The organism is Streptomyces subrutilus (assembly GCF_001746425.1).
GTDB lineage: Bacteria > Actinomycetota > Actinomycetes > Streptomycetales > Streptomycetaceae > Streptomyces > Streptomyces subrutilus_A.
Map to the genome: position 1 here is coordinate 3,299,755 of NZ_MEHK01000001.1, position 26,433 is coordinate 3,326,187.

Consider the following 26,433-nt stretch of genomic DNA (forward strand, 5'->3'; position numbering starts at 1 on the left):
AAGCACGGTGGGAGAGGGAAGCGAAAGGGCCCTTTGCCGCAGGGTCGGGCCCATGAAGCGATCCCTCATCATGACCACGGCCGCTGCCGTCACCGGCCTGGCCCTCGCCGTCACCGGCTGCGCGGGCGGCTCGGACGGCTCGGACGGCGGCAAGAAGGACTCCGTATCGGGCGGCGGTTCCGGCTCCGGCTCGGGCTCGGGTACGGACGCGGACAACGCCGTGAAGATGCGCCAGTGCCTGCGCGAGCACGGCATAGACGCGCCCGACCCCGAGCCCGGCCAGGACCCGCGCGGGATGACGGTCGGCGGGGGCGTCGACCCGGAGAAGATGCAGGAGGCCATGAAGGCCTGCGGGATGGGCGGCCCGGGCTCGGGCAAGGAGCCCACCCAGGAGGAGAAGGACAAGGAGCTCAAGTGGATCCGCTGCATGCGCGACAACGGGATCCAGCTGAAGGACCCTGAGTACAGCGGCGGCGCGCGGACCGGCATCGAGATCCCCCAGGGCCAGGAGAAGGCCTTCGAGGACGCGCAGAAGAAGTGCGAAGCGGCCCGGTCGTGAGGACGCGGGCGAAGTCGCTGCTGGGGTCGCTGGCCGTCGTGCTCGCCGCCTCGGGCGGCGGGTACGCGGTCATGGCCGAGCCGCGGCAGGAGAGCGGGCAGGAGCAGCGCGGCGACGGGCTGCCGCCGGCCACCGCGCCGGTGCAGCGCGGCGACCTCAGCTCCGGCCTCCGGGTGGAGGGCACCCTCGGCTACGCGCAGGAGCGCAAGGTCAACGCGGCCGGGCCGGGCGTCCTGACCTGGGTCGCGGGCGAGGGCGCCGCGGTCGAGCGCGACGGGAGGCTGTACGAGGTCAACGGCAGGGCGGTGCGGCTCATGTACGGGTCCACGCCGATGTACCGGCCGCTGAAGGCCGGGGACGAGGGCGAGGACGTCAAGCAGCTCAAGCGCAACCTCCGGGCGCTGGGCCACGGGCCCGGCCTGGACCCCGAGGACGGCGCCTTCACGGCGGGCACGGCGACGGCGGTCAAACGGTGGCAGAAGGCGCACAAGGCGCCGGAGACGGGCGAGGTCGCCAAGGAGGACATCGCCTTCGCCTCGGGGCCGCAGCGGGTGCGCAAGAACGACTCGGCGGTCGGTGACGAGCCGGGGCCGGGCAAGCCGGTGATGACCCTGACCGGCACCGAGCGGGTCGTCCGCTTCCAGCTGGACGCGGCCAAGGCGGGGGCGGCCAAGACCGGCGAGGCGGTGAGCGTGCGGCTGCCCGGGGGAGCCACCGCCACCGGGACGATCGAATCGGTGGGCGGCGCGGCCGGTCCGGACGAGAGGGACCAGGGCGGCGGCCCCGGCGGTGGTGACAAGAAGGCCAAGGTCGAGGTGGTCGTCGCGCTGGACAAGCCCGCCGAGGTGAACGCCCCGGACCGGTCCCCGGTGTCGGTCGGCCTGACCGGCGAGACCCGCAAGGGCGTGCTCTCCGTACCGGTCAACGCGCTGCTGGCGCTGACCGGCGGCGGCTTCGGGGTGCAGGTCGTCGAGGACGGCAGGGCGCGCGAGGTCGGGGTGGAGCTGGGCATGTTCGGCAACGGCCGGGTCGAGGTGACCGGCGAAGCCCTCGAGGAGGGCATGCAGGTGGGGGTCCCGAAGCTATGACGCACACGCATCCCTCTCCGGTGGTCGAGCTGTCGGGGGTCACCAAGGAGTACCCGGGCGGGGTCGCGGCCCTGCGCGGGGTGGACCTGACCGTCTCCGGCGGCGAGCTGCTCGCCATCGTCGGCCCGTCCGGATCCGGTAAGTCCACCCTGCTGCACATCGTCGGCACCCTGGACCGGCCGACGGCGGGCGGCGTACGGATCGCCGGCCACGACGTGGCGGCCCTCTCGGACCGCGCGCTGTCGGCGCTGCGGTCCCGGCACGTCGGCTTCGTCTTCCAGTCCTTCCACCTGGTGCCGGGCGTCAGCGCCCGGGCGAACGTCGCCGAGGGGCTGCTGTACTGCGGCCTCTCGCGGGCCGAGCGCGGCCGCCGGGCGGAGCGGGCGCTGGAGCGGGTCGGTCTCGGTGACCGGATGGACCACCGGCCGCACGAGCTGTCCGGCGGGCAGAAGCAGCGGGTGGCCATCGCCCGCGCGGTGGCGGGCGCCCCCGACCTGCTGCTGGCCGACGAGCCCACGGGCGCGCTCGACACGGCGTCCGGGGAGTCGGTGATGGAACTGCTGCACGAGCTGAACGCGGACGGGACCACCATCGCCGTGATCACCCACGACCACGAGATCGCGGCGAGCCTGCCGCGTCAGGTGCGGATCCGGGACGGCGAGATCGTGGCGGACGTCCGCAACGCGGCGACCGTGACGGCCGGGTCCGGGGCCGCCGGGCTCGGGGCCACCGCGCCGGCCGGGTCCGCGGCCGCCGGGACCGGGGTGGCGGAATGAGCCGGGGAAGCGGCCGTACGGGCACCCGCGGGGCCCGGCGCGCCGCACGGCTGACTCCGCCGAGGCTGACCCCCCGCGACGTCCTGCACGTCGGATCGGCCGGGCTGCGCTCGCGCCCGATGCGGGTGTTCCTGTCCGCGCTCGGGATCGCCATCGGCATCGCGACGATGATCGCTGTGGTCGGGATCTCCTCCTCCAGCCAGGCCGAACTGCTGCGCGAACTCGACCGGCTCGGCACGAACATGCTCGTCGCGACGCCGGGACAGGGGATGTTCAACGGGCAGGACACCAAGCTGCCCAAGGACGCCCCGGGCATGGTCTCCCGCATCCAGGGGGTCGAATCGGTCGGCACCACCGGCGATGTCGCCGAGTCCGTACGCCGCTCCGAGAACATCCCCGGGGAGGAGACGGGCGGGATCGTGCTCAAGGCGGCCAAGGACGACCTGCTGGGCACCCTGCGCGCCCGGATGGGCAGCGGCACCTGGCTCAACGAGGCCACCGGCCGCTATCCCTCGGTGGTGCTCGGCGACGTCTCGGCCCGGCGCCTGGGCATCACCGGGCCCGGCCAACAGGTGTTCATCGGCGGCCGGTACTTCACGGTGATCGGGATCCTGGCGCCGGTGCCGCTGGCTCCGGAGATCGAGCGGTCGGCGCTGATCGGCTGGGAGGCGGCCGAGCGGCTGCTCGGCTTCGACGGGCACCCGACGGCGGTGTACGAGCGGTCGGCGGACGACCGGGTGGCGCAGGTGCGCGACCTGATCGCCCGGACGGCCAATCCGCATGCGCCGAGCGCGGTCTCGGTCAGCGACCCGTCGGCGGCGCTCCAGGCGAAGGCGGCCACGGAGGGCGCCTTCAGCACCCTGCTGCTGGGGCTGGGCGGGATCGCCCTGCTGGTCGGCGGGGTCGGCGTCGCCAACACCATGATCATCTCGGTGCTGGAACGCCGTCACGAGATCGGCCTGCGCCGCTCGCTGGGCGCCACGAAGGGGCAGATCCGGATCCAGTTCGTCACGGAGTCCCTGCTGCTGTCCGGCCTCGGCGGCCTCGCCGGCATCGCCCTGGGCGCTGCGGCCACGGCCGTCTACGCCCGGGCCGGCGACCTGCCCTGGGTGGTCCCCCTCTGGGCGGTGACCGGCGGCTTCGCGGCCACCCTGGCCATCGGCACCCTGGCCGGCCTCTACCCGGCGGTCCGGGCGGCCCGGCTGTCCCCGACGCTGGCGCTGGCAGCGGGATGATGCCGGGATCCGGCAGCGATCACCGGCGTACGCTGGTCCGATGCGAACTCCACGTCACGCAGCGCGCGTTGTCATCCTGTCCCCCGCCGGGTCGGTGTTCCTCTTCCGCGAGAACAACGTGGAGGTCGGCATCCACTGGCTGCCGCCCGGCGGGGGCATCGACCCGGGGGAGAGCCCCGAGGAGTGCGTGCGGCGCGAGCTGCGCGAGGAGACCGGGTGGACCGACCTGGATCCGGGCCGGCTGCTGTGCACCTGGGAGCACGACTTCACGCACCAGGGGATCCCGGTCCGCCAGCACGAGCACATCTACCTCACCACGGGCCCGCACCGCGAACCGGTGCTGGAGCACCCGGGCATCCACTGGCAGTGGCTCTCCCCGCAGCGCCTGGCCACCCTCGGCGAACCGCTCTGGCCGCCGCGCCTGCCGGACCTCCTGGCGAACGCACCGGCCGAGCCGGTGCACTTCGGCCTGATCAGCTAGTGCTGTGGCCGCGAAGGGTTGCCGGGTCGCGGCATCCGGTGCGGGGCATCGCAAAGGCCACGGCTCGTACCGGACGTACTCGCGTGGCCCGACCACGCGGCGAGGTGCCGCGCCGGGGGCCGCGACCCGGTGAACCCTCCCGGTCACAGCACTAGTTCGGCCGGGCCTGCTGAGCCTGCTGGTTCGGCAGGCCCTCGCCCTTGGCCGCCGTGGCCTTGGCGTAGAGCGAGGCGGCGTAGTCGCCCAGGATGGTGCTCGTCGACACGTCGTCCGTGTCGCCGCCCGTCAGGATGCCGATGATCTTTCCGTCGCGGGCGATCCAGGCGCTGCCGCTGGTGCCGCCGGGGAAGTCGGCGCAGTCGAAGCGCTGTTCCGTCTCGCTCTCGCGGACGGTGACCGCCGTGCAGGTGCGGGGCACCTTGCGGTCGGCGGGGTAACCGGTGACGGTGACCTCCTCGCCCGAGCGGCCGCTGGTGTCCAGCACGGCCGCACCGGTCACGTCCTCGATGTTCCGGCCCGTGGCGTCGGGGGCCAGCCGGGCGAAGGCGAGGTCGTAGCCGTCGTCCGTGTCCTCGGCCCAGCGGTCGTCCTCGAAGGCCTCCTCGAGCTTCCAGGTGCCGTACGGGGCGACCCCGTTGGCGTAGGCGGGCACGAAGACGGCGGTGCCGCCGGCCTGGTCCCCGTCGAGCAGGCAGTGCCCGGCGGTGATGATCATGTTCCGGCCGGGGCTCTGCACCACGGTGGCGGTGCAGAAGTGATCGCTGTCCAGGCCGTTGGTGAACAGGGCCCCGGTGAAGGCCGCGGGCCCGCCGGGCTGGGGGGTGACCGCGGGCGGCAGCGTGCTCTTGGGCGGGGTGGTCAGCTGCGGCTTCGCCGCCTGGGAACGCGACGGGGCCGTCGTCGGCGGCGTCGGCGCGGCCTTGGCCCGCGCGGGGGTGCCCGCCTCGGGCGGCGGCGCCAGCTCGGCCACCGCGGCGGAGGCCCCCAGCGCCGCGAGGGCGCACAGCACCACGGTCACGACGGTCCGCTTGTCCACCGACATGATGATCCTTCCGCTGCGCCCCGGCGAAGCATGCCCCGCGGGCGGGGCCGGGTGCAAGGCGGCCCCGGGGCCCAGACGGCCCACGCCCGCCGGTACGGCTGCCCGCCGGTACGCCTGCCGGTACGCCTGCCGGTACGACCGCCCGTACGCCTGCCCGTACGACCGCCGGTACGCCCGCCCGTACGACCGCCGGTACGCCTGCCCGTACGCCCGCCCGCACGCCCGGCGGTACGTCCGCCCGTCCGCCCGTACGCCCGCCGACACGCCTGCCCGTACGCCCGCCGGCGCGCCTGCCCGTACGACCGCCCGCACGCCCGCCGGTACGCCCGCCCGTACGGCTCCCCGCGCCGCCGTCGCCCGGCCCGCGCTCAGCCCCCGTACAGCCGCTCGATCTCCGCCGCGTACCGCTCCTCCACCGCCCTCCGCCGCAGCTTCAGTGTCGGCGTCAGGGTCCCGGACGCGATCGTGAAGTCCTCCGGGAGCACGTGGAAGGCGCGGACGCGGGCCGGGCGCGAGACCGAGGCGTTGGCCTGCGCCACCGCCGCCTCGATCAGGGCGCGCACCGCCGGGTGGGCGGAGGGGGCGGGGCCCAGGTCGTGGCCCTCGCGGGCCGCCCAGGCGGTGATCTCCTCCGCGTCCAGGGTGATCAGGGCCACCGGATGCGGGCGGCGGTCGCCGACCATCACCGCGCGGGAGACGTAGCGCGAGCGCTGGATGGCGAACTCGACCTCGGTCGGGGTGAGGTTCTTCCCCGCCGAGGTGATGACGATCTCCTTCTTGCGCCCGGTGATCCGCAGGTACCCGTCGGCGTCCAGTTCGCCCAGGTCGCCGGTGTGCAGCCAGCCCTCCGGGTCCAGGGCCTGCGCCGAGGCCGCCTCGTTGGCGTGGTAGCCCGGGAACACCATCGGCCCGCGCGCCAGCACCTCCCCGTCCGGCGCGATGCGCACCTCGCAGCCCGCGATCGGCCGCCCCACCGTCCCGTAGCGGACCGCCTCCGGGTGGTTGAGGGATATGACTCCGCCCGACTCCGTCATCCCGTACCCCTCGTACACCGCGATCCCGCAGGCCCGCAGCAGGTCCAAGGTCGCCGGGGCGATCGGGGCGCCGCCGGTGAGCGCCCACTTCAGCCGGCCCCCCAACGCGCTCCGGACCACGGAGTACAGCGACTTCTCCGCCGCCTCGTACGCGTCCCGGTCCTCCTGCGGCAGCCGGCCCTCCGCCGCGAGCACGCCGAGGCGCACCGCCTCCTCCAGGCGTTCCCGGCCGCCCTCGTCGGTCTCCGCCAGCGACAGCACCACCGAGTGGAGCTTCTCGAACAGCCGGGGCACGGAGGGGAGGTGGGTGGGGCGGACCTCCGACAGCTCGGCCAACACGTCCTCGATCCTGCCGCCGAAGTAGCAGAGCTCCCCGCCCTCCAGCAGCGTCGTGAACTGGATCAGCTGCGCCAGCAGGTGCGCGAGCGGCAGGTAGAGGTACGTCGAATCCCCCGGGCCGCCCCTGACCAGCGGGAGGGTGGCGTCCTGGATCGCGCCCAGGTTGCCGTGGGTGAGCCGGCAGCCCTTCGGCAGGCCCGTGGTGCCCGAGGTGTAGACGATCGAGGCGTCCTGCCCGGGGACGACGGCCGCCGCGCGCGCGAGGAGCTCCGCCTCCGGCGCCCGCGGCAGGCCCGGCAGCGCGTCCATCTCCACCACCGCGCGCAGCGCCGGCAGTTGCGGCCGCAGCGCCTCGACCCGGGCCGCCTGCGCCGCGTCGTCGCAGACCACGACCACCGCCGCCGAGTCCGACAGCACCCAGGCGAGCTCCTCCTCGCCCGCCGTCGGATAGACGGGGACGAGGACCGCGCCCGCCGCCATGACCCCGAAGTGGGTGTACGTCCACTGCGGCCGGGTCTCGGCCAGTACGGCCACCCGCTCGCCCGCGGCCGCCCCCAGCCCGAGCAGCGCCCGTCCGGCGGCCCGTACCTCGGCGGCCAGTTCCGCGTACGTACGCGTCTGCCGGCCGCCGTCTCCCGGCGACCGGAACCTGAGGGCCGTCTGCGGCCCGTACCGCTCCTCGGTCCACTGCGTGAAGCGCGCCAGTGTGCTCGGTCGGCCGTCGGGGTCCATCGCGTGCCCTCCCGGGAGTCGGTGACCCCCGACGCTAGGCAGCCGGGGCGGCCCGGGGGCATGACCGGAAGCGTCAGCCGTGCTGGCCGCAGCGCTCATCCCGGGCGGTACGGGCCGCCGGGGCCGTATCGCCCGGCGGCGCGGGGAGCTACCGTCGGAGCATGGGGAGGCGGACGATCACCGTGCACCACGTGCGGGCCGTGCTCGCGGGGGCCCGCGGCAGCGGCATCGACACGGTGCCCCTGCTCCAGGAGGCGCAGATCCCGCCGCTGCTGCTGGGCGACGACCGGGCGCGGATCACGCCGGCGCAGTTCGCCCGCCTGTTCCGGGCGCTGTACCGGACCACGCAGGACGAGTTCCTCGGCCTGAGTCCGGTCCCCAGCCGCCCCGGGACCTTCGCGATGATGTGCTACGCCTCGCTCGGCTGCCGGGACCTGGGCGCGGCGATGGAGCGGGCGGCCGCGTTCTACGGGCTGTTCCCGGGCGGGCCGGAGCTGGCGCTCGAAGTGGCGGGCGCGGAGGCGCGGTTCACCGTGCGCAACGACTTCGCCCGGGACCAGGAGCGCTTCCTCACCGAGTGCGTGCTGGCCATCTGGCACCGGCTGAGCAGCTGGCTGGTCGGGCGGCGCATCCCGCTGGCGTACGCCGCGTTCTGCTATCCGCCGCCGCCGCACAAGGACGAGTACGAGATCCTCTTCGACTGCCCGGTCCGCTTCGGGGAGGCCCGTACGGGCGCCGCGTTCGACGCGCACTGGCTGACGGCCCCGCTGGTGCGGGACGAGCCCGCGCTGGACGCGATGCTGCGGCGGGCCCCCTTCGACCTGCTGTCGCGGCCCGAGTACGGGACCACGGTCGCGGAGCAGGTCCGCCGGGCCCTGACCCGGCAGCTGCGCGCCTCGCCGCGGTTGCCGGCGCTCGGGGAGGTGGCGGCGCGGCTGGCGGTGTCGCCGGCGACGCTGCGGCGGCGGTTGCAGCAGGAGGGGACCTCCTTCCAGCAGCTGAAGGACCATGTCCGGCGGGACGCGGCGATCGCGGGCCTGGCGGAGAGCGGTGAGCCGATCGCGGAGCTCGCGGCGCGGCTGGGGTTCTCGGAGGACACGGCGTTCCACCGGGCCTTCCGCCGCTGGACGGGCACCACCCCGGGCGCCTACCGGATAGCCTCCGGCGGCTAGTGCCTGCCGGGGGCGCGGGCGTCGGGCGACCGCGGACCGGGCTCTGTCGGTGCCCGGGCCTAGGGTTGGCGGATGAACGGGATACAGGTCGTGGCCGACCAGAATGAGTGGCGGGGCGGGTTCGAGGAGCGGGTGCTGGCCGGGTACCGGGCGGCGGGGTGCTCGGAGCCGCTGGCCCGGGCCCTGCTGGAGCGGGCGGTGGAGGGTATCGGCGGGTGGACGGTAGCCGGGGACGGCACCGGGTGGGTCGCGGTCGGGGTGACGCAGGACAACGGCGCGACCGTGGGCCGGATCCATGACCTGACGGCGCCGCGGGGGCGCGCGTGGGCCGAGCGGTGGTGCGCCGAGCACGGCGCGCAGCGGGTGGAGGTCCGGCTCACCGGCGGCGTCGCGGGGGCGTTCGCCGACTATCCCGTGCGGGGACAGAACCGGATCCGCGTCGCGGCCGAGCGGCCGCAGCTGCCGCCGGGTCTGACGGTCCGCCGGCTCACCGAGGAGGAGTACCCGGGCTGGTACGCCGCCGAGGAGGCCGCGTACATCGCGGACATCGTCCGGGCCGGAGCCCTGACACCCGAGGAGGCCAAGGAGAAGTCCGACCAGGACTACGCCCGTTACCTCCCGCAGGGGTACCTGACGCCGGGTCAGGCCTTCTACGTGATGGAGGCCGGCGGCCAGGCGGTAGGCACCGGCTGGGTGGGCCACGGCTTCCTGCCGGGCGTGACCTTCGGGTTCTCGCTGGAGGTGTACGAGGAGCATCGGGGCAAGGGTTACGGCCGGGCCGCGATGGCCGTCGGCGAGTGGGCCACCCGGCAGGGCGGCGACGAGGCGATGATGTTGAACGTCTTCGGCGGCAACGAGGCCGCGATGAGCCTGTACGACAGCGCCGGCTTCGCCGTGCTGGACGAGTACCGCTCGATCGTCCTCTAGTGCTGTGACCGGGAAGGTCACAGCACTAGGCCCTGTCGTCATGTGATGGGGGAAACCGGCCCCATCGGCGATCGGGCCGACCGGCCGCCGCGTTCCGGCCAGGGCGCAGCTCCCCGCCGACGAGATCGCCGGCGGCGAGCTGCGCGGCGCCGTTCCGGTCGACCACTCGCGGGAGCCGTCCCCCGGAACGCCCCGCGTGCGCACCGCTTCCCCGCCGCGCGCCGGACATGGTCTGCGATTCCCGGTCAGGAAAGCTGAGCTGCACGGTCAGCGACCTCCCTACCGGTCGGTCACTACCTTCGCCTCACCTACCCCCACCCCGGACCCTTGGGAGAGCCGCCCATGCGATTGCGAAGCACCGCCCTGGCCGCCGTCACCGCCCTGGCCCTCTCGGCCGCGATCCCCGCCACCGCAGCCGCAGCCGCAACCGCGGAAGCCGGCCGCCCCGGGGACCTGGTCAGCAGCGCCCCCTCCGCCTTCCACCCGCTGCCCGGCCAGCCCACCCGCACCAAGGCCTGGAAGATCCACTACCGCTCCACCACCGCCGACGGAGCCCCCAACACCGTCTCCGGCACCGTCATCGTCCCGCAGGACGGCCGCACCGGCCCGCGCCCGCTCATCACGTACGCCGTCGGCACCGTCGGCATGGGCGACTCCTGCGCGCCGAGCAACAACATCCCGCACGGCACCGCCATGGAGGCCAACCTCATCCAGCAGCTCACCCTGCGCGGCTGGGCCGTGGTCGTCACCGACTACGAGGGCCTCGGCACCCCCGGCGTGCACACCTACACCGTGGGCCCCTCCGCCGGGCACGCGATGCTCGACGCCGCCCGTGCCGCCACCCGGCTCCCGGAGGCAGGCCTCCCGGCCGACACCCCGATCGGCATCATGGGCTACTCCCAGGGCGGCCAGGCCAGCAGCTGGGCCGCCGAACTGCAGGGCTCGTACGCCCCGGAGCTGAAGGTCAAGGGCACGGCGACCGGCGGCGTCCCGGCCGACCTGCTGAAGGTCGCCGACTTCAACAACGGCTCCTTCGGCTCCGGACTGATCTTCATGGCGGCGGCCGGCCAGGACGCGGCCTTCCCTGAGCTGAAGCTGGACTCCTACCTCAACCCGCTCGGCAAGGCGCTGGTCGCCGGCATGAAGGAGAACTGCGTGGCGATCGACGCGATCGCCGGCTCCTTCAAGCGGATCTCCGACCTGACCACGCGCAACCCGCTCGACCAGCCGGACTGGCAGGCCCGGCTCGGCCAGAGCAGGCTCGGGCGCACGGCCCCGGCCGCGCCGGTGTACCAGTACCACGCGCTCGCCGACGAGTTGATCCCGTACGGGGTGGGCCGCGGGCTGCGCTCCGACTGGTGCGCGAGGGGCGCGAACCTCGAGTTCGACACCATCTGGATCGGTGAGCACGTCAGCGGCGTGATCACCCAGTCCCTCGCCGCCGGCGACTGGCTCGCGGACCGCTTCGCCGGACGCGCCACGCACGCCAACTGCTGACACCCCGCGGACGCGAGCCCGCCCCGCCGCCGCTCACCCTCCCCCGGCCGCCTCCGGCGGGACCTCCTCGGCGGGGCAGGACCGCGTCCCGGACGGCAACCGCCCGGCGAGCAGGAAGCGGTCCACGTACTCCCGGACGCAGGGCGAGGACACGTAGCCGGTGTGGCCCTCCCCCTTGTAGTCCACGATCACCGCCGAGCCGAGCCGCTCGGCCGTCTCCTCCGTCCACTCGTACGGGGTGGCCGGGTCCCCGCGGGTGCCGACCAGCAGCATCCGCGGGGCGCCGGGACGGTCGATCCGCCGGATGAAGTCGGTGCCGGCGGGGCGCCCGTAGCAGGAGAGCACGGTCGCCAGCTGACTCGGCCCGAAGATCTTCGAGGCTTTGAGGAACTCCTCCTCCAGCGCCGCCAGTTCCTTCTCCACGGCCGCCGCCCCGGCCTTCACGTCCGACCGGTCCGGGTCGTCCGCGCAGCTCACGGCGAGGAGCGCGGCCTGGGGGTTGTCGGCGGGCACCGTCCCGGGGCCGGACTCCTCCTCCCCGTCGTCGGAGGGGACCGCCGGTCCGCCGAGCTGGAGCAGTTCCGCCGGGTCGCCGCCCCGTTCGACCGTCGCCAGCACGTCGGCGAGCGCGGGCCACATGAGCTGCGAGTACAGGGCGGTGCCGATCCCGTAGACGAGGTCCTGCCCGGTCACGTACGAGCCGTCGTGGCCGACCAGCGGCTCCTCGTCGAGCCGGGTCACCAGGGCGTCGATCTTCTCCCGGGCGGTGCGGGTGTTGGTCCCGTAGACGCAGTCCTGCCGGCGGGCGCACCAGGACAGGAAGTTCTCCAGGGCCCGCTGCTGCCCCCGCGCCGAGGCCAGGGCCTGTTCCGCCAGCGGCTCGGTGAGGGTGTCGACGCCGTCGAGGACCATGCGGCCGGTGCTGCCGGGGAACTGCGCCGCGTACACGGCGCCGAGCCGGGTGCCGTACGAGAAGCCGAGGTAGTGGAGCTTCTCGTCGCCCAGTGCCCGGCGGATCACGTCCATGTCGCGGGCGACGTGCACGGTCCCGACGTACGGGAGGACCGGGCCGGAGGCGAGCTCACAGCTCCTGGCCAAGGCCCGCAGGGCGGCCAGCTGCGCGGCGGCGTCCGCTCCCTCCTCCAGCTCGGCTTGCTGGGAGCCGCCACAGGACACGGGCTCGCTGTGGCCGACCCCGCGCGGGTCGAAGGCGACGAGGTCGTAGTGCTCGCCGAGGTCGGCGAAGGCGTCGGGATCGGCGGCCAGGCTCGCGATGCCCGGGCTGCCGGGACCGCCGTAGTTCAGCAGGAGCGAGCCGAGGCGCTTCTCGCGGTCGGTGGCCGGTATGCGGGCCAGGGCGATCTCCACCGTGCCCTTGCCGGGGGCCGCGTGGTCGAGGGGCACCTTGACGGTCCCGCACCGCATCTGGGCGGGTACGGGCCGCTCGGGGCACTTCCCCCACCGGATGGCGGGAGCGGGCGGTTCGGAGCCCGGGCCGGGTGCGGGGCCCGGTCCCTGGGCGGGGGCCGCTCCGAGGCAGGCCAGGACCAGCACACAGGCCGCGGCGGCCCTGGACGGGCCGCGGCAACGGCTGCGGCAACGGCTACGGGGGCGGGAACGGTACACGGCGCCCTCCTCGGGCATCCCCCCGGACCGCTGGAGCGGTCAGCCCACCATAAGCGCGCCCGCCCGCCCCCGCCCCTCGGCCGAAGCCGCCCGCCCCGCCCCTCGGCCGAAGCCGGCCGCCGCCGGGGCCCTGCACGGCCCGGGTCCCCGCCCAGCGGGGCGGGCACCGCCCGGACTCGGCCCGGCACCTCGGCCAGACCCCGCCGCACCAGGCCCCCGGCTCAGCCCTCGCGCGGCCCCCGGTACAGCTCGTCGATCTCGCGCGCGTAGTCGCGGGCGATCACGCCCCGCTTCAGCTTCAGCGAAGGGGTCAGATGGCCGCGCGCCTCCGTGAAATCGCCCTGCAGGAGGGTGAAGCGGCGGATCGACTCGGCGCGCGAGACCAGCCGGTTCGCCTCGTCGACCGCCCGCTGGATGTCCGCGCGCAGCTCCTCGTCCCGCACCAGCTCGTAGATCGGCACGCCGATCTTCTTGTGCATCTGGCGCCAGTGCAGCAGGCCGTCCGGCTCCAGGGTGATCAGGGCGGCGATGTACGGCCGGTTGTCGCCGACCACCATGCACTGGCCGACCAGGGGATGGGCCCGCAGCCAGTCCTCCAGGGCCGCGGGGGCCACGTTCTTGCCGCCGGAGGTGATGATCAGGTCCTTCTTGCGGCCGGTGATGGTGAGGTAGCCGTCCGCGTCCAGCTCCCCGATGTCGCCGGTCGGCAGCCAGCTTCCGTACGGGACGCCCTGGCCGCTGTTCCAGTACCCGGCGAAGACGTGCCGCCCGCCGAGCAGCACCTCGCCGTCGTCCGCGATCCGTACGGCCGTGCCGGGCAGCGGCCAGCCGACGGTGCCGAGTCTGGGCCGCAGCGGCGGGGTGACCGTCGAGGCGCCGGTCGTCTCGGTGAGCCCGTAGCCCTCGAAGACCTCGATGCCGGCGCCGGTGTAGAAGGCGGCGAGGCGGCTGCCGAGCGGGGATCCGCCGCTGAGGACGTAGCGGACGCGGCCGCCGAGCGCGGCCCGGATCCGCCGGTAGACCAGCGGGTCGTACAGCGCCCGCGCGGCGCGCAGCCCGAGGCCGGGGGCCCTGCCCTCGACGGCCTTCTCGCCCAAACGCCGCGCGATGCGGGCGGCCCGGTCGAAGGAGGCGGCCCGGCCCATCTTCTCGGCGGTGGCGCGGGCGGTGTTGTAGACCTTCTCCAGGACGTACGGGATGGCGAGCAGGAAGGTCGGCCGGAACCCGGCGAGGTCCGCCAGCAGCTCCTCGGTGGCGATGCTCGGCGCGTGCCCGAGCTTCACCCGGGCCCGCAGGCAGCCGACGGCGACCATCCGCCCGAAGACGTGGGACAGCGGCAGGAAGAGCAGGGTGGAGGCCGGGTCCTCGCTGACGGACTTGAAGACGGGGTGCAGCAGCTCCACCGCGTTGTCCACCTCGGCGAAGAAGTTGCCGTGCGTGAGGACGCAGCCCTTGGGCTGCCCGGTCGTGCCCGAGGTGTAGATCAGGGTGGCGACGGCCTCCGGCGTACGGGCGGCCCGCCGCGCGTGCACCACCGCGTCGGGCAGGTGCTCACCGGCCTTGACGAGCCGGGCGAGGGCGCCGGTGTCGAACTCCCACAGGTGGGCCAGCCAGGGCAGGTGGGCCCGCTCGGCGCTGATGATGCGCGCCTGCGCGGTGTCCTCGACGGCGCAGGCGACGGCGCCGGAGTCCTGGATGATCCAGCGTGCCTGGAGGGCGGAGGAGGTGGGGTAGATCGGTACGGTGACCAGCCCGGCGGCCCATCCGGCGAAGTCGAGCAGGGTCCACTCGTAGGTCGTACGGGCCATGATGGCGAGCCGGTCGCCCTCCCGCAGCCCCTCGGCGATCAGCCCTTTCGCGACGGCGAGCACCTCTGCGGCGAACTGCGCCGCGGTCACGTCCCGCCAGGTCCCGTCCCGGCCCTTGCGGGCGAGGACCGCCTCGCCGGGTGCCTGCCGGGCGTTGTCGAAGGGGATGTCCCCGAGCGAGCCCCGCTCGGGGACGCCCGCCAGCGCGGGCACCCGTACTTCGCGCACCACCCCGTCGACCGTGGTCTTGACGGGCTCGACGGGTGCGACGGGCCTGGCCGGCCTCAGCTCGGCTTCCACGGTGCACTCTCCTCTGGGGTAGCGAGTTACCGCCGGTAATGTACGCAGCGGTAACCCCGCCCGACCACCCCCCGACCTTCTTCTTCACCGACGCTCCACGCTTCCCCCGCCGCCGCGGACGAAGTGCGCACCCGCGGCGGAGAACGGCCCGGTGACTCCGCTTTCACCCGCGCGCACGGGCTGCGGGCCTGCCGAAGGCAGCGGGTCGTTGCATTTATCCACGCAATTTCCGATGGCGCCACGGCCCCGAACTCCGGCCCTCGGCACAAAAAAAGGGGGGCCGCTCGACGCGGCCCCCCTTCTCCCACCGATTCCGTCGATTCAGCCGAGCAGCTCCTTCACCGCCGCGATGACAGGAACTCCGGCCTCTCCGATGAGCGCGGCGATTCCGGAGAACGTCCGGAGCAGTTTGTTGAAGCGGCCTTCGGAGGGATTCGAGGCGATCTCCTCCATCGCCGCGTCCACCTCCGCCCGATCACCCTCGCCCAGGTGCGGCCGCATGGCCCGGACCTCGTCGAGGAGCTTCCGCAGCTCCGGCGACCCCGCCTGGGGGACGCCCACGTGCTTGCCGCCGGCCACGATGTCGCCGGAACCGCCGTGCTCCGCCTTCCCGATGCTCCCCGGCCCGTACTGCGTGTACTGGTCGCCGCTCATCAGCGGCTCCCGATGTTGCCGGAACCGCTGTGCTGGGCCCTGCCGATGCTCCCGGCCCCGTACTGCTCGATGTGGTCACCCATGACGGCGTGCTTCACGTTGTAGACCACCTGCGCGGTGTCCGGGCGGCCGATGGCCTTGGTGATCTCCATGACGAGGGCCTGGATCTCGCTGCGCTCCGTGGACCACACGGCATCGCGCTGTGTGCCGGAGGTGTTGAGGACCAGGCCGTACAGCGGGGGCTTGCCGATGACCGTGACGAGCTGCCAGATCAGCAGGCCCAGCACGACGACCAGCAGGACGACCCCGATTTCCCCCGCGGCGGCGGACACGATTCCGCCGATGACGAGGGTGACGAGCGCGCGGGCGATGAACTTTCTCCACGCCGCACCCTTGTCGACCTCCAATACGCGCTGCCCTACGTGGGAGATGTTGCGCAGCGGATATGCCTCACCGTCGACCCACAGCACACCTTCATGCACCCGGACTTGAACGGTTGATTGGCTAGGCGCCATATCCCGCCCCCCCCCTTGCCTGTTTTTGGAGTTCCCGGCACGCAGTGTAGGGCGAGCTGGATCGGTCAAGTAGAGATCGGACAACTTCGACTTAGTGATGATCAATTGGCCATTCCGCTTGACACGCCACTGGACGGAATTCACCCCGCCCAGCCGACCGTTGAGATCTCGAATCACCGTGCGGGCAGGAGGAGTTGACGCCCGCTCCGAGAGGCCGTCGCGGCGCCGACACTCGGGCGGATCATGGTCGATTAGCATGAGCATGATCCGTGATGTCCGGACCAAGTCGGGGGGAGCCAGGTGTCGTTCGACGCGGAATGGGCACAGCACAAGGCTGCCGCCCTGGCCGGGCGGCAGCCGCCCGCCATGCGGCTGAACCAGGTGGCGCCGGAGGCGGGCGACGGTCCGGCGGGCGGCCTGCTGGCCGGGGCCTCGTCCATCAACGGCAACGCCAACCTCCTCATCGAGATCGCCGCGCTCCTGCACGAGGGCCGACCGGACGGCGACGCCTCCACCATGGCCCGCGCCCCGCGCGCGCACGCCGACGTCTCGGCCCAGGCCCTGCGCTTCGCCCGGTTCGCCGACGACCAGTTCAAGGACACGATCGCCCTGTTCGCCGCTCTGGCCACCCGCCTGAAGACCACCGGCACCGGCTTCGCCCGCGTGGACGACGACACCGCCCGGGCCTTCCTCGACCGCCTCCTCGCCGAGGGCGGCTACGTGAAGCCGGAGTCCGGATGAGCGGGTTGAGCCATCGCGGCGACGTCGAGTTCCTGGAGGAGTGCTCCCCGACGCTGGTGGAGCGCAACGCCGCCGAGTTCCGCCGGCTGCGCGACCTCCTCGTACAGGTCGAAGAACCCGCCCGGCGGGCGGAGACCCGTACCCAGTGGCAGAGCGACGGCAGCCACACGTACACCGCCCGCCTCGCCGAGGCCCGGCTGCTGGTGACCCAGATGGCCGAGGGCTACGACAAGGCGGCCGGCGCCCTGCACGCCTACGCCCTGGCCCTGGGCACCGCCACGTCCCACTACGGCAACGGCAAGCGCTCCGAGCGGGCGCTGGCCGCGCTGATCGGCACGAAGGGCACCGCCATCACCCGCACCGCGCAGGAGGCGGAGCCGATGCGCCAGTGGGAGGACATGCGGGCGACGACCGGGTTCCTCGACGGCCTCGCCGAGCTCACGATGGACGTGGACGACATCCGCGAGGAGGCCGACCGCCTGCACGACGAGGCGGGCGGCAGCTTCGGGCTGGCGAAGGCCGCGGAGCAGGAGGCGCGGAGCACCTGCGTGCACGCCCTGAAGCAGGCGTACGAGCTGCTCCCCGAGTTCGTCGTCAAGGGCGGGGGCGGCCGCCCCGACCTGTACGCGGCGATGGCGGACATCCGCCGCGAGGCGGCGGAGGCCCGCACCAGCCCCCTGACCCATCTGCCGGGCGGCGGCCCGAAGCGCGAGATGACGGGCCCGGTCGGCCCGGACACCCTGATCTCACCGCGGCTGCACGACATCCGGATGCGGGTGGCCGCTCTGCCCGACGCGGCCGACACCTACTGGATCCCGAACGTCACCGACGGCATGCGCGCGGACTGGATCTCCCAGAACAAGACGGTCCTGCGCGCGGCCGCCGAACACGCCGGGGTGCCCGAGGACCTCCTCGCGGGTGTGGCCTGGCAGGAGGTAGGAGGCTGGCAACCCGGCTTCGCCGACGACCTGGTCGGGGCGGCGCGCGAACAAGCCGAAGCCCCCTGGGGATTGGGCCCGGTCGCCTCGCACAACCTCCCCGACCGGCTCGGCGGCAGGTCGGACGAGACCTCGTACGGCCCCATCGCGATCCAGCTGCGCCGCGGCGCCGAGGTGCTGGGCTACGACCCCGAGCACCTCACCGATCAGCAGCGCGGCCTGGTCGAGCAGGCGCTCCAGGACCCGAAGGAGAACGCCTTCATCGCCGGCGCCTACCTGGCGCAGATCAAGGCGGAGACGAGCTTCGCCGACGTCCCCGCGGACCGGCTGACCGAGGCCCAGAAGCGGGAGATCTCCGCACGCTACAACGGCGGCCCCTATTGGGACCTGGGCAAGGCCCAGGGGTACGGCGACCGGTTCGTCGACGACCTGGGCCGGGCGAAGGAGGCCATGCGATGAGGCTCCGCCGCGAGAGCATCGACCTGCCCGAGGACCGGGGCTGCCTCCAGTGGGTGCTGGGCGTCCCGCTCGGCCTGCTCTACGTGCCGGCGGTGTACCTCTGCGTGCTCCTGCTCGGCGCGGAGGTGGACCCGGGCGACGACCGGGTGCGCGCCGACATGCGGTCGGGCGCCCACGCCGTGTACGCCGTCTGCCTGGCCGGGCTGCTCGTCTGCCTGCTGCCGGTCTACCGCCGGACCATGAACCGCTGGTGGTACGCGCTGCCGGTGCTGCTCGCGGCCGTCGCGTGGATCCGGGTCGCGACCCTGCCGTAGACACGCCGCAGCCCCCGCCCGGACGGGGGCGGGGGCTGCGGCGGGTGCGCGGGCGGGCGGGCGTCAGGCGGGGACGGCGACCGGCTCGGGCTCGGCGGTCTCGGCGGCCGCCGGGGCGGGCTCGTCCAGCGGGGAGGCCGAGGCGGAGGCGTAGGCCTCCTTGTCCAGGATCCCCTCGCGGGCCGAGACGATGACCGGGACCAGCGCCTGGCCGGCCACGTTGGTGGCGGTGCGCATCATGTCCAGGATCGGGTCGATCGCCATCAGCAGGCCGACACCCGCCAGCGGCAGGCCCAGCGTGGACAGGGTCAGCGTCAGCATGACCGTGGCGCCGGTCAGACCGGCCGTCGCGGCCGAGCCGATGACCGAGACGAACGCGATGAGCAGGTACTCCTTGATGCCCAGCTGCACGTCGAAGATCTGCGCGATGAAGATCGCGGCGAGCGCCGGGTAGATCGCGGCGCAGCCGTCCATCTTGGTGGTGGCGCCGAACGGGACGGCGAAGGAGGCGTACTCCTTCGGGACGCCGAGGCGCTCGGTGACCTTCTGGGTGACCGGCATGGTGCCGACCGAGGAGCGGGAGACGAAGGCCAGCTGGATGGCGGGCCAGGCGCCCTTGAAGAACTGCAGCGGGTTGACCTTGGCGACCGTGGCGAGCAGCAGCGGGTACACGCCGAACATCACCAGGGCGCAGCCGATGTAGACGTCGGCCGTGAAGGTCGCGTACTTGCCGATGAGCTCCCAGCCGTACGTGGCGATCGCGGTGCCGATCAGGCCGATGGTGCCGATCGGGGCGAGGCGGATGACCCACCACAGGGCCTTCTGGAGCAGTTCGAGCACGGCCTCGGCGAGGTCGAGGACCGGCTTGGCCTTGCTGCCGAGCTGGAGGGCGGCGATACCGGCGACGACGGCCAGGAAGACGATCTGGAGGACCTTGAGCTCGGTGAACGGCGTGACGATGTCCGTCGGCACGATCCCGGTGAGGAAGTCGATCCACGAGCCGGTCTTCTTGGGCTCCTTGCCGTCGGCGGCGGTGAGGCCGGTGCCCGCGCCCGGGTCGGTCAGCAGGCCGATCGCGATGCCTATGCCGACCGCGATCAGCGAGGTGATCATGAACCAGAGCAGTGTGCGGGAGGCGAGCCGCGCGGCGTTGTCGACCTTCCGCAGGTTGGTGATGGACACCAGGATCGCGAAGAAGACGAGCGGGGCGATGGCCAGCTTCAGCAGCTGGACGAAGATGTCACCGGTCTTCTCCAGGGTGGTGCCGAGCCAGCTGACGTCCTGGCTGCGGGCGATCCAGCCGAACAGGACGCCGAGGACCAGACCGGCGATGATCTGGGCCCAGAACGGGAACTTGAACGAGGCCTTGGCGGAAGCCTGGGCCTGGGGGGACGCGGACACGGACACGCTCCTGGGTGACGCACGAAGACAGGGGGAGGTTCTGCGGGAGGGGTGGTGCGGTGCGGCAGCAGCCAGGGGCACCTCCCGGGCGGAGCCCGGGGGAGTCGCGCGGCCGGCCGGGACCGCTGCTGTATCGATTCAGCGCACGATGCGGATCAACAGCAACAGGCCGCGGTGGCGCGGCGGCAGAGGTCGACGTCCAGGCGCGCCACGAGCGGGACGCTCACGGTCGTCGGGTGCGCGGCTGTGGTCAACATGTTGAACACGCTAACACTTCCCCTTTGAGAATCTCAAAGGCGTTCTTTGAGACGGGAAAACAACGCCGCCCCAGCGCACGGGAGGGTCAACCCGGCACTGGGGCGGTTCGATATGTGAGGAAGGCAACAGCCTGCGGCGGGAGCCGGGAGGCCGCGCGACCCGAGACGTTCACACGCCGCGCGCAGTCACACGGCGCGAGTCGTCCGGCGCCGTCAGGAAGTCACGCGCGCCGCGTCGTCGGCCGCGTCCTCCTGGTCGCGGTTCGCGGCGAGCTTCTGCTTCGCGCCCGCGACCCGGCCGGAGATCTGCGCGGACATCTCGTCGCGCTGCTTGCGCAGGAGCACGAAGGAGAGCGGCGCGGAGAGGACGAGGGCCAGCAGCACGACCCAGGCGAAGTTGGCGTCCCCGAGCCCGGCGGGCACCCAGCCGAGGCGGACCAGGACGGCGACGAGGACGAGGCATCCGACGAAGATGCCCAGACGCATCGCGGTGTAGCGGATCGTCGCGCTCGGCTTGAGGGACACGGTGACCCCTTCTTTCTCGTCGTCGTACGGCGGCACGTGCCCGTCCAGTGAAGCACGCCGGGGCTACCCGCAAGGCTGCCGGGGGGCGTCCGCCGGGACGAGGCGCAGGAAAGCAAGCGGAACCTTGAGAGCCTGCTTCTCCCGCGCGTCCCACAGCACGGCGGTCCCGCCCGCGTCGCCCAGCAGCAGGTACGCGGAGCCCCGGGCGAGGCGGCCCCCTTCGACCGGCACCTTGTCCACGTCGGCGACAGTCCACACGCACATCCACTCGGGCTTGATCCCGTAGTAGAACGGCGGGGTGCGTCCCTCCGCGGCGGCCGCGACCGCCCGGGCGCCGGCCGCGGCCGCGGGCTGCAGGGCCAGCGCCCAGGCGCTGGCCACGGTGCAGTAGAACAGCAGGAACCCTGCGACGGTATAGGCCATCCATCGGTCCTTGACCAGGTAGTGCAGGTGCTTGGCGTACCCGATGAACGCGGGGGCGAGCAGCCACAGCGCCAGCGCCGCCACTACCTTCAGCGCCCCGATCACCCGCCACGCCGCCGGCACTTCGACGTCCTCGAGGTCGACTCCGAAGGAGTCGAGGTACGCGGCGGGCAAGGTGAGGCCGAATCCGGGGAGCAGGACCACCACGAGCGGCAGCGCCGCGGGCAGCAGCCAGGGCAGGGCGCGGCCCCAGCTGGACTGGCGCACGAGCAGCCAGACGCCCGTCCCCACCATGGAGCCGATCCCGATGCCGACGGCAACGAAAGCGAAGCCCGTCGCGGTGTCCGGAGCCGTGGCCACTGCATGGGCCGCGATCACGCATACGCCCGCGACCAAGGCGAAGGCCGCCGCGCCGACACCGGAGGCCGGTAGCGCGGGGGCCGCACGGCGCAGCACCACGGCCGCCCCGGCGAGTGCCACAGCGAGGCACGGCAACACGGGCCACCAGGCCCCGGGGCCCCGCCCCCAGAGCGCACCGGTCCACGCCCCGCAGAGCAGTGCGAGCAGGACGGGAAAGCGCACCATGGCGAACTGCCGCGCGGGCCCGCGCCGCCGTGGCACCTGCTGACCGGCCGGCCGAGGTCCGGTCCCCATGGACCGGCGTACCGAGGACCCGTTCGGCGCCGGTGGGGCGCCGGGAAGAGCGCGCCCGGCCAGGGCCCGCGCCTCGGCCTCGCTCTCGGCCCGTACCTGGCGCCCGGTATCGCGCGGCCCGAGCGTCACCGCCCACCAGGTGGCGGCCCGTTCACGGACGCGCTCGGGCAGTGGCACCGGAGTCGTGCACGGCGGCAGCCGCGGCGGCTGGTAGCCGTGCCAGACCGGGAGGTCCAGCGGATCCCGCTCGACCAGCTGGACGGCCTCGACGACCATGTCGAGGACAAGACGGTCCGCGACCGCCTCCAGCCGTTCGCGGGCACCGGTGGTCGCCCGGTATCCGGAGCCCGGGAACCGCACTTCCACCAGGTAGGCACACGTGCTCTCAGCCGTCGGGGTAGCCGCCGGGCCGTCCCGCTCCAGTACGTCCCATCCCTGCGCCGCGACCTCCGCCTCGAAGATCCCCCGGTCGGTCGCCGTCCCCCGCAGCACCACCAGGGCCACCGCCCGCTGGTCCCACCCCGCCACCCGCGCCTCCTCGTCCGTCGGTTACCACGTCAGTACAGCGGCAGCAGCATCGTGACGTCGTCGCGGTCGTCGCCGGGGGCTACGCGGATGGCGTCGGGGACGCGGCCGACCTCCTTGTAGCCGCAGGACTCGTAGAAGCGCTCCAGGCCGAGGCCGCCGCGGCAGCCGAGCCGGATCGCGTCGATGCCCTCGAAGGAGCGGGCCGCGTCCGCCGCCGCGGCCATCAGGTCGCGGCCGTACCCCTTGCCCTGGTGGCGCGGGTGGACCATCACGGTGGAGGCCCACACCCAATGCAGCTGCAGCCGGTGCGTGTTGTGGGTCAGGAACGCGGTCGCGGCGACCTCCCGCGCCTCGTCGTGCCCGACGAGGAGCCGGCTGCCCCCGTCGGCGAGCGCGGCCAGCTGCTTGATCAGCGCCGGGCGGATGTCGTCCGCGGTGACCGGGGGCACGAAGCCCACGGCTCCGCCCGCGTTGGAGACGTCGGCCCACAGGGACAGGATGCCCTCGCGCAGGACGGGGTCGATGACCGGATCCAGGGTGAAAGTAAGGGTCACGATGGAAGGTTATCCATTACGGGCAACAGTGGCAACGAAGCCCCGGCCCGCACTGCGGACCGGGGCTCGTCACGTGCCCGGGCGATGCCCGCGCGTCAGACCCGCATCGCCTGCGGGGTCTCGCGCAGGCCCGCGTCCGGGCCGGGGTACTCGCGGATGATCTCGTAGCGCGTGTTGCGCTCGACCGGGCGGAAGCCCGCCTCGCGGATCAGCTCCAGCAGGTCCTCGCGGCCCAGCTTGTTCGGGGTGCCGTAGTTGTCCGCGTCGTGCGTGATCTTGTACTCGACGACCGAGCCGTCCATGTCGTCCGCGCCGTGCTGGAGGGCGAGCTGGGCGGTCTGCACGCCGTGCATCACCCAGAAGACCTTGACGTGCGGCACGTTGTCGAAGAGCAGGCGCGAGACGGCGAAGGTCTTCAGCGCCTCGGCGCCGGTCGCCATCGTGGTCCGCGCCTGGAGCTTGTTGCGGACCTTGCCGTCCTGCATGTCCACGAAGTCGTGCTGGTAGCGCAGCGGGATGAAGACCTGGAAGCCGCCGGTCTCGTCCTGGAGCTCGCGCAGCCGCAGCACGTGGTCCACGCGGTGGCGCGGCTCCTCGATGTGCCCGTACAGCATCGTCGAAGGGGTCTTGAGGCCCTTCGAGTGCGCCAGCCGGTGGATGCGCGACCAGTCCTCCCAGTGGGTGCGGTGGTCGACGATGTGCTGGCGGACCTCCCAGTCGAAGATCTCCGCGCCGCCGCCGGTGAGCGACTCCAGGCCCGCCTCGATCAGCTCGTCCAGGATGTCCGAGGCGGACATGCCGGAGATCGTCTCGAAGTGGTGGATCTCCGTCGCCGTGAACGCCTTCAGCGAGACGTTCGGCAGCGCCTTCTTCAGCTCGGACAGCGAGCGCGGGTAGTAGCGCCACGGCAGGTTGGGGTGCAGGCCGTTGACGATGTGCAGCTCGGTGAGGTTGTCGTTCTCCATGGCCTTGGCCAGGCGCACGGCCTCTTCGATGCGCATCGTGTACGCGTCCTTCTCGCCCGGCTTGCGCTGGAACGAGCAGTACGCGCAGGACGCGGTGCACACGTTGGTCATGTTGAGGTGGCGGTTGACGTTGAAGTGGACGACGTCGCCGTTCTTGCGCGTGCGCACCTCGTGGGCGAGGCCTCCGAGCCAGGCCAGGTCGTCCGACTCGTAGAGGGCGATGCCGTCCTCCCGGGTCAGCCGCTCGCCGGAACGGACCTTCTCCTCCAGCTCGCGCTTGAGCCCAGCGTCCATCAGGCGGTCGCCTCCTCTAGATGCCTGTCCTGCAACCCGTCCCACCGTACTCTCAGCCTTCCTCGGGAAGTTCCCCGACCCGGTTCTCCCACTTCGTGGAGAGCACGATGGTGGTGCGGGTGCGGGAGACGCCCTTGGTGCCGGAGAGCCGGCGGATGATCTTCTCCAGGCCGTCCACGTCGTTGGCGCGCACCTTCAGCATGAAGGAGTCGTCACCGGCGATGAACCAGCAGTCCTCGATCTCGGCCAGGTCGCGCAGCCGCCGGGCGACGTCCTCGTGGTCGGCGGCGTCGGACATCGAGAGCCCGATCAGCGCGGTGACGCCGAGGCCCAGCGAGGCCGCGTTGACGGTCGCGCGGTAGCCGGTGATGACGCCGGCCGACTCCAGCCGGTTGATGCGGTCGGTGACGCTGGGGCCGGAGAGGCCCACGAGACGGCCCAGCTCCGCGTACGAGGCACGACCGTTCTCGCGAAGTGCCTGGATGAGCTGCCTGTCCACCGTGTCCATTACGTGGAGCCTTCCATTATTCGGCGATCCTGCAAGTTTAGGTATAGAATCTAAGGCACACAGGGTCAACACCCTGTGAATCTTTCAACAGATCAATGACGATCTTCAGGAGTGGTTCACCGTGTACACGATCGAGATGGCCTACGCACACATGCGACAGCTCCAGGAGCTGGCCAACCGATCCCGCACCGACCAGCCGTCCGCCGCGCACCGCGTGGACAAGACCCGCAAGCCGCGCGGCGCCAAGAAGCGCTAGCCACCGCTCGCCTCGGGAGGCCGGGAGCTCCCCAGCTCCCCCTCCCAACGGCGGTACAGCCGGTGCGGCACCCCTGCCGCGTCCAGCACCCGCCCCGCGACGAAGTCCACCAGGTCCTGGATGTGCGTCGCGCCCGCGTAGAACGCCGGAGAGGCGGGCAGCACGACCGCGCCCGCCTCGTCCAGCGCCACCAGGTGCTTCAGCGTCTGCCCGTTCAGCGGGGTCTCCCGCACGCACACCACCAGCCGGCGCCGCTCCTTGAGCGTCACGCTCGCCACGCGCTGGAGCAGGTCCTTCGACAGCCCGAGCGCCACCCCCGCCACGCACGCCGTGGAGGCGGGGACGATGAGCATCCCCTTGACGGGGTACGAGCCCGAACTCGGTCCGGCCGCCAGGTCCCCCGCGCCCCAGTAGCGGACACCGGCCAGGTCCGGCCGGGCGAAGGACGCGGGCTTGCCGTCCGCTCCGCGCTCCAGCCACTCCCCCAGGTCCTCCCGCCAGTGCGCGTCCCGGAAGGCGATCCCGGTCTCGTCCAGCAGGGTGAGCCGCGAGGCCCGGCTCACCACCAGATCGACGCTCTCCCCCGCCGCGAGCAGCCCGCGGAGTACCGCCGCCGCGTACGGGGTCCCGGAAGCCCCGGAAACCCCCACCACCCACGGGGTGCGCTTGCGCTCAGTCATACCTCCGAGACTATCCGGCCACCCCTGACCGGGCGCGGGTCAGGTCGCCGCGCCGGGGTCCACCGGCGGATCGGCCGTGTCCAGGGAGATCTTGCCGATGCCGGTCTCCACCACGACCGCTGCGAGTGCAGGCGGCTCTCCGAGACGGTCACGTCGGCCTCCCTGTCCATGCGCTCGATGGCAGGCCGCACGGTAGCTAAAAGGTCAGGCCCCGGACCGCCAGGTCCAGCACGGCGCACACGAACAGGGCAATCCCGATGAACCCGTTGACCGTGAAGAAGGCGCGGTTCAGGCGGGACAGGTCGTGCGGCGTCACGATGCTGTGCTCGTAGACGAAGGCGCAGACCACGATCAGCAGGCCCGCCCAGAAGAAGATCCCCGCGTCCGTGGCGAGGGCGTACCAGACCAGCAGGGCCGTGGCCACGACGTGCGCGCCGCGGGCCCCCCACAGGGCGGCCGGGACGCCGAAGCGGGCCGGGACGGACTTGACGCCCTCCGCCCGGTCCGCGGCCACGTCCTGGGAGCCGAAGATCAGGTCGAAGCCGCCGATCCACACGCCCACCGCGAGCCCCAGGACCACCGCCTCCCACGACCACTCGCCGGTGACCGCGAGCCAGGCCCCGACCGGGCCCATCGCCTGGGCCAGGCCCAGGATGGCGTGCGGGAAGTTCGTGAACCGCTTGCCGTACGGGTAGACCACCATCGGTATCACCGCGACGGGCGCCAGGGCCAGGCAGAGCGGGTTCAGCAGCGCGGCCGCGCCGAGGAAGACGGCGAGCGCGATCCCCGCCCCGGTCCACGCGGACCGCACCGACACCGCTCCGGTGACCAGCTCGCGGCCGGCCGTGCGCGGATTGCGGGCGTCGATCTCGCGGTCGATGATCCGGTTGGCGGCCATCGCGAAGGTCCGCAGGCCCACCATGCAGACGGTGACGAGCAGCAGCGTGCCCCAGTGCACCGTCCGGTCGAGCCGGAACATGGCGGTGAGCGCGGCGATGTAGGCGAAGGGCAGCGCGAAGACCGAGTGTTCGATCATCACGAGCCGCAGGAACGCCTTGATCTTGCTGCCGGCCTCGGGTGCGGGGCCGGGCCCGACCACTCCATCGGCGGTGGTCATCATGCGGGGTCCCTCCGGGGGGCTTCGAGGTGGG

General features: G+C 73.0%; 26 protein-coding genes. 12 read left to right on the forward strand and 14 right to left on the reverse strand.

Features of this window, described 5'->3' with window-relative positions; genetic code table 11:
• Positions 1 to 52 precede the first annotated feature (52 nt).
• Genes BGK67_RS15790 through BGK67_RS15810 form a run of 5 tightly spaced genes read left to right on the forward strand, consistent with a single transcriptional unit; the run spans position 53 to position 4,139 of the window.
• Positions 53 to 559 carry a hypothetical protein gene (locus BGK67_RS15790; RefSeq protein WP_069920686.1) on the forward strand — a complete coding sequence of 169 codons (507 nt, stop codon included), beginning with the start codon at positions 53 to 55 and terminating at the stop codon, positions 557 to 559.
• Positions 556 to 1,647 carry a peptidoglycan-binding protein gene (locus tag BGK67_RS15795; RefSeq protein ID WP_244291229.1) on the forward strand — a complete coding sequence of 364 codons (1,092 nt, stop codon included), beginning with the start codon at positions 556 to 558 and terminating at the stop codon, positions 1,645 to 1,647. The genes BGK67_RS15790 and BGK67_RS15795 overlap by 4 nt, the downstream gene beginning before the upstream one ends.
• Positions 1,644 to 2,423 (forward strand): ABC transporter ATP-binding protein, encoded by a 780-nt coding sequence (locus BGK67_RS15800; protein ID WP_069920688.1) that lies wholly within the window; start codon positions 1,644 to 1,646, stop codon positions 2,421 to 2,423. The genes BGK67_RS15795 and BGK67_RS15800 overlap by 4 nt, the downstream gene beginning before the upstream one ends.
• Entirely contained in the window at positions 2,420 to 3,658 is a 1,239-nt protein-coding gene (locus BGK67_RS15805) for an ABC transporter permease (protein ID WP_069920689.1), read from the forward strand. Before BGK67_RS15800 ends, BGK67_RS15805 begins: the two co-directional genes overlap by 4 nt.
• A 40-nt stretch (positions 3,659 to 3,698) precedes the next feature.
• Positions 3,699 to 4,139 carry an NUDIX hydrolase gene (locus BGK67_RS15810; protein WP_069920690.1) on the forward strand — a complete coding sequence of 147 codons (441 nt, stop codon included), beginning with the start codon at positions 3,699 to 3,701 and terminating at the stop codon, positions 4,137 to 4,139.
• Positions 4,140 to 4,290: 151 nt separating this feature from the next.
• Here the strand turns inward: BGK67_RS15810 and BGK67_RS15815 are convergent, their stop codons facing one another.
• Positions 4,291 to 5,493, reverse strand: a complete 1,203-nt coding sequence (locus BGK67_RS15815) for a trypsin-like serine peptidase (protein WP_244291230.1) — start codon at positions 5,491 to 5,493, stop codon at positions 4,291 to 4,293.
• 56 nt (positions 5,494 to 5,549) lie between these two features.
• Positions 5,550 to 7,286, reverse strand: coding sequence for an AMP-dependent synthetase/ligase (locus BGK67_RS15820; protein ID WP_069920692.1), 1,737 nt, complete (start codon positions 7,284 to 7,286; stop codon positions 5,550 to 5,552).
• 161 nt (positions 7,287 to 7,447) lie between these two features.
• On the opposite strand from BGK67_RS15820, the gene BGK67_RS15825 reads away from it, so the two are divergent.
• The 3 genes from BGK67_RS15825 (at position 7,448) to BGK67_RS15835 (ending at position 10,882) form a co-directional block, all read left to right on the forward strand.
• Positions 7,448 to 8,458: an AraC family transcriptional regulator gene (locus tag BGK67_RS15825; RefSeq protein WP_069920693.1), complete on the forward strand. Its 1,011-nt coding sequence runs from the start codon at positions 7,448 to 7,450 to the stop codon at positions 8,456 to 8,458.
• Positions 8,459 to 8,530: 72 nt separating this feature from the next.
• Positions 8,531 to 9,385 (forward strand): GNAT family N-acetyltransferase, encoded by an 855-nt coding sequence (locus BGK67_RS15830; protein WP_069920694.1) that lies wholly within the window; start codon positions 8,531 to 8,533, stop codon positions 9,383 to 9,385.
• Positions 9,386 to 9,727: 342 nt separating this feature from the next.
• Entirely contained in the window at positions 9,728 to 10,882 is a 1,155-nt protein-coding gene (locus tag BGK67_RS15835; protein ID WP_069920695.1) for a lipase family protein, read from the forward strand.
• 33 nt (positions 10,883 to 10,915) lie between these two features.
• On the opposite strand, the gene BGK67_RS15840 is transcribed toward BGK67_RS15835, so the two are convergent.
• From BGK67_RS15840 to BGK67_RS15855, 4 genes are all read right to left on the reverse strand, one after another.
• On the reverse strand, positions 10,916 to 12,508 hold the full coding sequence (locus BGK67_RS15840) for an alpha/beta hydrolase (protein WP_069923899.1): 1,593 nt from the start codon (positions 12,506 to 12,508) through the stop codon (positions 10,916 to 10,918).
• A 221-nt stretch (positions 12,509 to 12,729) separates the two neighbouring features.
• Positions 12,730 to 14,604, reverse strand: a complete 1,875-nt coding sequence (locus BGK67_RS15845; RefSeq protein ID WP_432215516.1) for an AMP-dependent synthetase/ligase — start codon at positions 14,602 to 14,604, stop codon at positions 12,730 to 12,732.
• 333 nt (positions 14,605 to 14,937) lie between these two features.
• A complete protein-coding gene (locus BGK67_RS15850; protein WP_069920697.1) occupies positions 14,938 to 15,270 on the reverse strand; it encodes a hypothetical protein in 333 nt (110 codons plus the stop codon).
• Complete coding sequence (locus BGK67_RS15855) at positions 15,270 to 15,752, reverse strand: DUF6232 family protein (RefSeq protein WP_244291231.1); 483 nt, start codon at positions 15,750 to 15,752, stop codon at positions 15,270 to 15,272. The genes BGK67_RS15850 and BGK67_RS15855 overlap by 1 nt, the downstream gene beginning before the upstream one ends.
• A gap of 333 nt (positions 15,753 to 16,085) precedes the next feature.
• Here BGK67_RS15855 and BGK67_RS15860 point away from each other — a divergent pair, with 333 nt between their 5' ends.
• From BGK67_RS15860 to BGK67_RS15870, 3 genes are read left to right on the forward strand one after another with little or no spacing between them, the layout of a single operon-like run.
• Positions 16,086 to 16,526 (forward strand): hypothetical protein, encoded by a 441-nt coding sequence (locus tag BGK67_RS15860; protein WP_244291232.1) that lies wholly within the window; start codon positions 16,086 to 16,088, stop codon positions 16,524 to 16,526.
• Positions 16,523 to 17,923: a hypothetical protein gene (locus BGK67_RS15865; protein ID WP_069920699.1), complete on the forward strand. Its 1,401-nt coding sequence runs from the start codon at positions 16,523 to 16,525 to the stop codon at positions 17,921 to 17,923. Before BGK67_RS15860 ends, BGK67_RS15865 begins: the two co-directional genes overlap by 4 nt.
• Positions 17,920 to 18,237, forward strand: a complete 318-nt coding sequence (locus tag BGK67_RS15870; protein ID WP_079154211.1) for a hypothetical protein — start codon at positions 17,920 to 17,922, stop codon at positions 18,235 to 18,237. Before BGK67_RS15865 ends, BGK67_RS15870 begins: the two co-directional genes overlap by 4 nt.
• Before the next feature lie 63 nt (positions 18,238 to 18,300).
• Here BGK67_RS15870 and BGK67_RS15875 read toward each other — a convergent pair whose 3' ends face one another.
• The 6 genes from BGK67_RS15875 to BGK67_RS15900 all read right to left on the reverse strand — a co-directional run bounded on the left by BGK67_RS15875 (position 18,301) and on the right by BGK67_RS15900 (position 24,346).
• A complete protein-coding gene (locus BGK67_RS15875) occupies positions 18,301 to 19,644 on the reverse strand; it encodes a dicarboxylate/amino acid:cation symporter (protein ID WP_432215456.1) in 1,344 nt (447 codons plus the stop codon).
• 464 nt (positions 19,645 to 20,108) lie between these two features.
• A complete protein-coding gene (locus tag BGK67_RS15880) occupies positions 20,109 to 20,381 on the reverse strand; it encodes a DUF4229 domain-containing protein (RefSeq protein ID WP_208948808.1) in 273 nt (90 codons plus the stop codon).
• A 102-nt stretch (positions 20,382 to 20,483) separates the two neighbouring features.
• A complete protein-coding gene (locus tag BGK67_RS15885) occupies positions 20,484 to 22,025 on the reverse strand; it encodes a hypothetical protein (protein ID WP_069920702.1) in 1,542 nt (513 codons plus the stop codon).
• Positions 22,026 to 22,054: 29 nt separating this feature from the next.
• Entirely contained in the window at positions 22,055 to 22,579 is a 525-nt protein-coding gene (locus tag BGK67_RS15890) for a GNAT family N-acetyltransferase (RefSeq protein ID WP_069920703.1), read from the reverse strand.
• Between the two features lie 95 nt (positions 22,580 to 22,674).
• Positions 22,675 to 23,838 (reverse strand): aminofutalosine synthase MqnE, encoded by a 1,164-nt coding sequence (gene mqnE / locus BGK67_RS15895; protein WP_069920704.1) that lies wholly within the window; start codon positions 23,836 to 23,838, stop codon positions 22,675 to 22,677.
• A 52-nt stretch (positions 23,839 to 23,890) separates the two neighbouring features.
• Positions 23,891 to 24,346 carry an Lrp/AsnC family transcriptional regulator gene (locus BGK67_RS15900; RefSeq protein ID WP_069920705.1) on the reverse strand — a complete coding sequence of 152 codons (456 nt, stop codon included), beginning with the start codon at positions 24,344 to 24,346 and terminating at the stop codon, positions 23,891 to 23,893.
• Positions 24,347 to 24,467: 121 nt separating this feature from the next.
• Between BGK67_RS15900 and BGK67_RS40730 the strand changes: the two genes are divergently transcribed.
• Positions 24,468 to 24,602, forward strand: coding sequence for a hypothetical protein (locus BGK67_RS40730; protein WP_279628676.1), 135 nt, complete (start codon positions 24,468 to 24,470; stop codon positions 24,600 to 24,602).
• Here BGK67_RS40730 and BGK67_RS15905 read toward each other — a convergent pair.
• Both BGK67_RS15905 and mqnP read right to left on the reverse strand, forming a co-directional pair.
• Positions 24,599 to 25,282, reverse strand: coding sequence for a UbiX family flavin prenyltransferase (locus BGK67_RS15905; RefSeq protein WP_069920706.1), 684 nt, complete (start codon positions 25,280 to 25,282; stop codon positions 24,599 to 24,601). The genes BGK67_RS40730 and BGK67_RS15905 overlap by 4 nt on opposite strands.
• A gap of 196 nt (positions 25,283 to 25,478) precedes the next feature.
• Complete coding sequence (mqnP, locus tag BGK67_RS15910) at positions 25,479 to 26,402, reverse strand: menaquinone biosynthesis prenyltransferase MqnP (RefSeq protein WP_069920707.1); 924 nt, start codon at positions 26,400 to 26,402, stop codon at positions 25,479 to 25,481.
• Positions 26,403 to 26,433 lie beyond the last annotated feature (31 nt).